Annotated in this window: 1 protein-coding gene; it reads right to left on the bottom strand. The window is 53.6% G+C overall.

The genetic code is table 11. The features are described 5' to 3' along the window. Positions 1–660 (bottom strand): phage tail fiber domain-containing protein (locus tag HGP29_RS28400; RefSeq protein WP_211093467.1); only part of this gene is annotated, 660 nt, incomplete at both ends.

The following is a 660-nucleotide window of genomic DNA, read 5'->3' as shown; positions in this document are numbered from 1 at the left end:
CCCGATGCTCGAGGCACCAACGCTAGATGCCAGCAAGGTCTCTACCGGGAGCTGAGACTCTGTGGTCATTACCATAACGAAGTCGCCAGCTTTCAATGGAGTGGCAAGGGTTATCTGCTGTGTTTCCAGATCGAACGAATAGTGATACCCGACCTCTTGGCGTGAGCCATTTACCTCAATGTAAGGCACAGCGTATGTACGTGTCGATTTATTTATGGTGATAACGGTTTCCCCGCCATCAGCGGAACCAAGGTTATACACCCACGCCACCCCACGCACAAGCGCCGTGTCATCTGCGAACTTCTCGATGTAGTCGTGAATCTCACCCTCTAGGTCCTTCATGTCCGATAGAATACCACCAGCATCTCCTAGAGTTGTGTCCAGCTGGTTCTTGTTGATTGCGTCCGTACCTTCAACACCCGGAGCCAGTCGAACGATTCTGCGGTTACGGGCATCGAGGTTACCTGCATCATCCTGAGGCATGGCCATCAGGGCAGCGTCTCGTGCTTCCTCAGCGATATGTGCAGACTGTAACTGGGAAACGTTAAGGTCTGTCGCGCGGAGAACCGAGCCATCACTGAAGTCAACGATTCGCTCAGACGCTGAGGTGAACCTACGGATTTCCACACGGTCGAACCCAGTGGTCGCCACGAGGAGCTT

It is taken from the genome of Flammeovirga agarivorans, from assembly GCF_012641475.1.
Classification (GTDB): domain Bacteria; phylum Bacteroidota; class Bacteroidia; order Cytophagales; family Flammeovirgaceae; genus Flammeovirga; species Flammeovirga agarivorans.
The sequence above is the reverse complement of the archived record's forward strand: the minus strand, read 5'-3'. Positions and strand labels throughout refer to the sequence as shown.